The following is a 3,188-nucleotide window of genomic DNA, read 5'->3' on the forward strand; positions in this document are numbered from 1 at the left end:
GCCGGGGGTCGGAGCCGTCGAGGGCGGTGCCGACGGTGCCGACGGTGCCGACGGGGTGGACGCAGCCGGTGCGGCCGGCGTCTCGACGGGCTTGGCGCCCGGCTTCACATCGGTCGTCTCGGCCGGTGCGCTCTTCTTGGCTGCTGTCTTCTTCGCCGTCTTGGCTCCGGCGGGCTTCGCCGGAGGGTTCTCACGGATCTTGCGGACCACGGGCGGTTCGATGGTCGAGGATGCCGACCGCACGAACTCTCCCTGCTCCTTGAGGTGGGCGAGCAGCGTCTTGCTCTCGACCCCGAGCTCCTTCGCGAGCTCGTAAACCCGGACCTTAGCCACGTTTCTCCTTGTCCTGGCCCGGGCGGATAAGGCAGCGCGGGCCGTCGTTAGTGCTGGGGGGTGCTCATCGCTGAGTACTCATCGGGTGCTCATCAGCGTCAAACCCGCTTTCGGTTCCCTGTCGTTCCGCCGCCCCGGGAGGGACTGCGGTCGTGCTGTTCGTACCGGCACACCGTGCCGTTCACCACCCGGTCATGACGACCGGTTTTCAAACCACCGCCGCAACGGGCCGACGTCGAGGCCGGCCCCGACACGCAAGGCGCGACCGAACGCACGGCGGCGCACCGCAAGCTCGAGGCACTCCGTCTCCGGGTGGAGCCAGGCGCCACGGCCCGGAAGCCGGTGTCGCTCGTCCGGCAGCACCACGGTCGTCCCGTCGTCCACCACCCGCGCGACCACTCGCAACAGTGCCGACCGATCCTCGCGGCGACGGCACCCCACACACGTACGAACAGGAGCATGGGGAGACCGCTGACGTGCACGCCGCAGCGGATCGGTCGTCACTACTGTAACGCCTCACCGCCCCCGGGTGCGCCAGAGCCTGCTCCGGTGCCTCCGGCGGGACTCTCCTGCGGCGCCGTGTCCGGGCGGATGTCGATCCGCCAGCCGGTCAGCTTCGCGGCCAGCCGGGCGTTCTGTCCCTCCTTGCCGATGGCCAGCGAGAGCTGGTAGTCGGGCACCACGACTCGCGCCGAGCGCAGGGCCGGATCCACCACCTCGACCGACAGCACCCGGGAGGGCGAGAGGGCCGCCGCCACAAAGGTCTGTGGGTCCTCCGAGTAGTCGACGATGTCGATCTTCTCGCCCTGCAGCTCCGTCATGACGGCCCGGACCCGCGCTCCCATCGGCCCGATGCAGGCGCCCTTGGCATTCACGCCCGCCACCGTGGAGTGCACGGCGATCTTGGTGCGGTGTCCCGCCTCGCGGGCGAGCGCCGAGATCTTCACCGTGCCGTCGGCGATCTCCGGGACCTCGAGGGCGAACAGCTTGCGCACCAGACCCGGGTGGGTGCGGGACAGCCCGATCTGCGGGCCACGGGGCCCGCGCCGCACGCTGACCACGAAGCACCGCAGACGCTGGCCGTGGGCGTACTCCTCCCCCGGCACCTGCTCGGCGAGCGGCAGGACACCCTCGACCGTGCCGAAGTCGACCAGCACGTTGCGCGGGTCACTGCCCTGCTGGATGATCCCGGCGACGACGTCGCCCTCTCGGCCGGCGAAGTCGCCGAAGACCTGCTCGTCCTCGAGGTCGCGCAACCGCTGGACGATCACCTGCCGGGCCGTCGCGGCGGCCACCCGCCCGAAGCCCTTCGGCGTGTCGTCGTACTCCGGCCCCGGTTCGCCGCCCTCGACCGCAGGGTCCGGCTCCTCGCGGGCCCAGACCGTGACGTGTCCGGACGTGCGCTCGAGCTGGACCCGTGCCAGGCGCTGAGCGCCGTCGGTGCGGTGATAGGCCATCAGCAGGGCCTGCTCGATCGCGGGCACGATGACGTCCATCGGGATGTCCCGCTCCCGTTCCAGGGCCCGCAGTGCGGCCATGTCGATGTCCATCAGGCGTCCTCTCCCTTGGCGCCCCTGCCGAACTCGACCTGGACCTGGGCGCGTGAGATGTCGGCATACGGCAGCCGCACGGTGCGGGCCGGTGTCTTCTTGGTGGCGGGGGTTTCGAGGGCGACGTCGGCGTCCGTCGCGGTGGTGAGGCGCCCGGTGACCTCCCCGTCGGAGGTGGTGGCGCGCACCAGGCGCCCGACGTTGCGCCGGAAGTGGCGTGGCTCGGTCAGCGGTCGATCGACTCCCGGCGAGCTGACCTCGAGGACGTAGGGGGCGGGCCCCATCACGTCAGACTCATCCAGCGCCGTGCTGATCAGCCGGGTGGCGTCGGCGACCTCGTCGAGGTTCAACGGGTCGACCGGGGTGGTGGCGTCGGGCAGGGCGAGGGTCGCGAGGTCACGGTCGACGAGGACCCGCACCAGGCGGCGTCGCCCTGCCGGGGTCACGGTGACGTCCTCGACGGCAAGGCCGAGGTCGGTCACCGCCGACTGGGCCTCCTCGCGGATCTGACGGGACTGCGCCGTGCTGCTCATCCGCCGCCTCCGTTTCCAGCTCTTCTCGAATGCATGCACCGGCCGCGCACCCGACCTGTGCGCAAGACGGCATGCGGCGCACACCGGTGCGCGCCGTGATCGGCCACTGTATCCACGTCGGGCCCGATCCGCACACCCGCGGCGACGTGCGATGATCGCCGCGTGTCGGGGAGCAACCGGGTGCCGGGTGGCTGGTCGCGCCGCGGTGTTCTGGTCGCCGGCGGGCTGGGGGTCCTGGGCGCGCTCACCGGATGCGGGGTGCACCTCGAGGACGACGCGCCGCGGATCCCGTTCGTCCCGACCCGCCAGCCCATCGCCGACGAGGCGGCGCTGCTGCGGGCCCGGTCCCGTGCCCAGGAGCTGCGGGAAGACGCCGAGGCCGCCGACGGACCACCCACCGGGCTGCCGGCCCGGCTGGCCGGTCTGCACACCGAACAGGCCAGCACCATGACCGCGCTGCTGCAGGGTCTCGGGGTGCCACTGCCCCGTCATCCCACCACCCCTTCGTCGGGTGTTCCGTCCCCCCGCCATTCCACGAGCGCCGTCCAGGCACGCCCTTCCAAGGGCTCCACGAAGCGCAGGGCGCGGGTGTCGGTCCTGCAGGCACTGGCGCGCGCGGAGCGTCGAGACGCCACCGCGCAGGCGCTCGCACGGCTCTCCGACGTGAGCCCGACGAACGTCGCCCTGCTGGCCTCGCTCGCCGCCCAGCACCACGCGGCAGCACGGCTGCTCGGTGCCGAACCGCACCGGCCGCGCCTCGCCGGTCCCTCCC

5 protein-coding genes are annotated in these 3,188 nt (G+C 72.1%); 1 reads left to right on the forward strand and 4 read right to left on the reverse strand.

The features are described 5' to 3' along the window. The 4 genes from FRW57_RS24155 to rimP all read right to left on the reverse strand — a co-directional run. A partial coding sequence (locus FRW57_RS24155) for a translation initiation factor IF-2 N-terminal domain-containing protein (protein ID WP_203230427.1) occupies positions 1 to 333 on the reverse strand: 333 nt, incomplete at its 3' end. A 192-nt stretch (positions 334 to 525) separates the two neighbouring features. Beyond that, positions 526 to 837: a YlxR family protein gene (locus FRW57_RS19435; RefSeq protein ID WP_338016664.1), complete on the reverse strand. Its 312-nt coding sequence runs from the start codon at positions 835 to 837 to the stop codon at positions 526 to 528. Further along, on the reverse strand, positions 837 to 1,883 hold the full coding sequence (gene nusA / locus FRW57_RS19440) for a transcription termination factor NusA (protein WP_137122917.1): 1,047 nt from the start codon (positions 1,881 to 1,883) through the stop codon (positions 837 to 839). The genes FRW57_RS19435 and nusA overlap by 1 nt, the downstream gene beginning before the upstream one ends. Continuing rightward, the gene (rimP, locus tag FRW57_RS19445) at positions 1,883 to 2,416 is read right to left on the reverse strand and encodes a ribosome maturation factor RimP (protein ID WP_137122918.1); all 534 of its coding nucleotides are present in this window, start codon (positions 2,414 to 2,416) and stop codon (positions 1,883 to 1,885) included. The genes nusA and rimP overlap by 1 nt, the downstream gene beginning before the upstream one ends. A 162-nt stretch (positions 2,417 to 2,578) precedes the next feature. On the opposite strand from rimP, the gene FRW57_RS19450 reads away from it, so the two are divergent. Then, positions 2,579 to 3,188: hypothetical protein (locus FRW57_RS19450; RefSeq protein WP_152186814.1), on the forward strand; the 610-nt coding region annotated here is incomplete at its 3' end.

The sequence above is a fragment of the Segeticoccus rhizosphaerae genome, from assembly GCF_009192725.1.
Taxonomy (GTDB): Bacteria; Actinomycetota; Actinomycetes; order Actinomycetales; family Dermatophilaceae; genus Segeticoccus; species Segeticoccus rhizosphaerae.